At 54.0% G+C, this 3,030-nt stretch carries 5 protein-coding genes; all 5 read left to right on the plus strand.

Annotated features, from left to right (window positions below):
• Positions 1-52 precede the first annotated feature (52 nt).
• The 5 genes from ACRDT3_RS18865 (at position 53) to ACRDT3_RS18885 (ending at position 2,845) form a co-directional block, all read left to right on the plus strand.
• A complete protein-coding gene (locus ACRDT3_RS18865; RefSeq protein ID WP_431494447.1) occupies positions 53-355 on the plus strand; it encodes a hypothetical protein in 303 nt (100 codons plus the stop codon).
• 181 nt (positions 356-536) lie between these two features.
• A complete protein-coding gene (locus tag ACRDT3_RS18870; protein WP_431494448.1) occupies positions 537-803 on the plus strand; it encodes a hypothetical protein in 267 nt (88 codons plus the stop codon).
• Between the two features lie 35 nt (positions 804-838).
• Positions 839-1,864, plus strand: a complete 1,026-nt coding sequence (locus ACRDT3_RS18875; RefSeq protein ID WP_431494449.1) for a zeta toxin family protein — start codon at positions 839-841, stop codon at positions 1,862-1,864.
• A complete protein-coding gene (locus ACRDT3_RS18880; RefSeq protein WP_431494450.1) occupies positions 1,861-2,439 on the plus strand; it encodes a recombinase family protein in 579 nt (192 codons plus the stop codon). Before ACRDT3_RS18875 ends, ACRDT3_RS18880 begins: the two co-directional genes overlap by 4 nt.
• An 82-nt stretch (positions 2,440-2,521) precedes the next feature.
• On the plus strand, positions 2,522-2,845 hold the full coding sequence (locus tag ACRDT3_RS18885; RefSeq protein WP_431494451.1) for a hypothetical protein: 324 nt from the start codon (positions 2,522-2,524) through the stop codon (positions 2,843-2,845).
• Positions 2,846-3,030 lie beyond the last annotated feature (185 nt).

Here is a 3,030-nt window from a genome sequence, read left to right on the forward strand (position 1 = left end):
AGCACGTTAGAGCTGGCGCTAAAGTGTCGGACGTTTGGAGGAAGATTTCAGTATGGGAACAACGAACTATCGAGCGACTTGCTATTGCCATATGGAGGAAACTTTTCCAGTGCGCGAGGATAAGCAGGATGCTTGTGAAGATAAAAACTCTCATGTTGGCCGTCCTGGTGGGCATCATGTGGCAATTCTGGAAGTAGATATTGCGCCAACAGAGGTTGATGGATTCCCAGCGGCAGGCTATTCCAAAGAGATCCCGGAGCTGTGCGAACGGAGTATTCGTGGAATTATGCAGCTGCCGCCAGAGGTCTTGTATGAATCGGAAGACGAGGAAGACCAAGACAACGGCAATCAGTGATTATCAGGTATCACCAGAAGTAGATCACTAACGATCGTTTTTGACTGGACGATAAGCAAATTCGAAAACCCGGCGACACGCCGGGTTTTTTTGTACCGAAACTCGCAACCGAAACCTTTTCAACCGAAACCTAAATTGTAACGTTTTTGGTACAATTGATGGTGGAGGGAAAGGGGAAGCTGTGAATCAGAACGAAGACCAGAATTTCGACCCGATGATTTACGATGTGATGCGCGAGCTGACTACGCAGATTGTAGGCACATACTCGGCTTGGGAAAGCGAAGCTGCAACCGAGCGCGAAGCGAAACACTGGCGTGCAGAGTGGCTGCGGGTAAGAAGCGAAGCACGTGAAGTCAATCCGCGCAGCAGGGCGGCCATTGAATCTAAAACTGCCGAACTGCAGGAAGTTTTGCGGGGTCTGCCAGCTCACGCGCCTACGCTCGCATGAAGCCTGGGGAGCTTGACGAGAGCACGCTGAGAGCGTTGTTCGAGACCAAGATTAAAGACGAACTCGACGGGCAGATAAAACCAGGATCAATGGCCGGGAGAGAGCGCCCGGTCATTATTTTTACTGGTGGACAGCCAGGCGCTGGGAAAAGCAATGCTAATGCCAGGGCAAAATATGATCGCCCGAACTTAGTTGAAATTGTGGGTGATGACTTCCGCGCTCACCACCCCGACTATCAACGAATCATGCGAGATGACCCGCTGACGATGCCTGACCATACGGCTCAGGCTTCGGGTCGTTGGGTGGGCATGTCTGCCGATTACACACGTAGTCAGCGCATGGATACTTTGTTGGAGACCACGTTGCGCCAGCCGGACGTGGTTGCCCGTACGATGGGTGATTTCAAAAAGGCCGGCTATGAGGTTGAGCTGCATGTTGTGGCCGTTCCAGCGGAGATCTCACGCATAGGCACTGTCAATCGATATGCGGGGCAAGTCCGGGATCAAGGCGCTGGGCGGTGGACGCCTTCGGCCGCGCACGATGTGGCTGCGGCCGCTGTACCTGGCACGATGAAAACGCTGCTTGAAAGTGGCCTTGTAGATCGTCTCTTATTGGTGAGCCGTAGTGGCGACGAGCTGTATTCCAGAGATCAAAGAATTGGCCAGAAAATCGATTCAGAGGAAGCGGTTAGCGCGCTGAATCTTGCCCGTGATGTATCGAAAACAGAACCCGTGGCAGCGGTGCAAGAGCTGGGCAATGCTGAACGGGGAATTGCTACCTGTGCGAGTACCGGCCAGACTGATCGCGACTTGGTGAGTACGATCTCTCGTTTTACGGCCACTGATGCCCCAGCGCTGGCTAAGGCTGCCTATCCTGGGTCGGATGCAGAGCAGAAAAAGGCTGTGGGGAAGATCCAGGCGGCGGCTCAGCCGTTGGGGTCGCAGAAGACGAAACAAGGGCTGAACGACCGCATTCGGCAGCGTGTCGAGGCAATCAAGAAGCAACCAGGCGAAGTGCGTTCAAATGCCCCGAGATTGGACAAGGGAGGTCCGAAACGATGAGTGCTGTAATCGGCTATGCGCGGGTATCCACGCGAGAGCAAGATCCTGCTGCGCAAGAGTCAGAATTACTGGCTGCTGGCGCTAGTCGAGTTTTCACGGATCAAGGGGAATCGAGCAAGGTTCGAGACCGGCCGCAGTGGTTGGCTTGCCTGGACTACTTGCGCGAAGGAGACACGCTAATCGTGCGCAGACTGGATCGCATTGCTGGCAGCGAGAAGATGGCCATCGAAACGATCAATGAGCTGCAGGAACGCGGCATTGATATAAAAAGCCTCACCGAACCAGACATTGACACGACTACGCCAATGGGTCGGGCGCTGTTTGGAATTGTTGCTGTTTTTGCGCAATTGCGGGTTGACACTATTCGTGAAAATACCCGGAGGGGATTAGATCACGCACGCGCCAGAGGGCGTGTTGGCGGTCGGCCAACAGTCATGACACCCGAACGTGTGCATGAAGCACGAAGGATGCGCAGCGAGGGGAAGACGATAGCGGAGATTGCCGGAGTTCTCGGAGTTGGTAATTCGAGTGTCAGCAGAGCGTTATCCGCACACAGCACACGTTCGGGTATTTAGTCCGAGGCCGTAGGTAGGCTGGAAAGCAAACGACGAAAGGCCAGCCTTGCTGATAGGCAACCAGGTAAAAAGTAACCAGTTCGTGGAGATCGAACCAACAGCCCCGCCAGGAATGGAAAACATAGGAACAACGCTATTGATGGCAGCGTTGATTCTTGTTCTTGCCGTAGCCCTGGTGAAGAGCGCGAAAGGCCTCTGGCTGCATTGGTTCGATAATCCTCTGACCGGATTAGCGCTGACACTCGGCCTACTTGTTGGGTTGATTGTCGCAATCGTTGCTTACTGGTCTGGCGGAGAATCAGAAGCAGTTCCATTGATCAGCGGCCTTGCGGAAATGATGAAAACAATCGTGTTTTGGGCAGCGCTAATTGTCGGAACCGTTGCCGGTGCAAAACGCTGGGGATAGAACGACTGAGCGCAGATCTTCCCACCCTCCGATAGATGCCAAAGAAGCATAGCTAAACCCCCTGTCAAGGGTTGGCGCAGCCAATCGCGCAGCGACGCGAAGCGCCCTTGACAGGGGGTTTAGCTATGTAATAATTCGGCAGCGGAGGGCGGGAAAAACACGTAACCAGATTTTGGTTGCGTTCC

It is taken from the genome of Glutamicibacter sp., from assembly GCF_050701915.1.
Classification (GTDB): domain Bacteria; phylum Actinomycetota; class Actinomycetes; order Actinomycetales; family Micrococcaceae; genus Glutamicibacter.

What these genes read in the sequence shown, in the direction of transcription:
- ACRDT3_RS18865 (WP_431494447.1), top strand. Translation starts at nt 53, where the DNA reads ATGGGAACAACGAACTATCGAGCGACTTGCTATTGCCATATGGAGGAA.
- ACRDT3_RS18880 (WP_431494450.1), top strand. Translation starts at nt 1,861, where the DNA reads ATGAGTGCTGTAATCGGCTATGCGCGGGTATCCACGCGAGAGCAAGAT.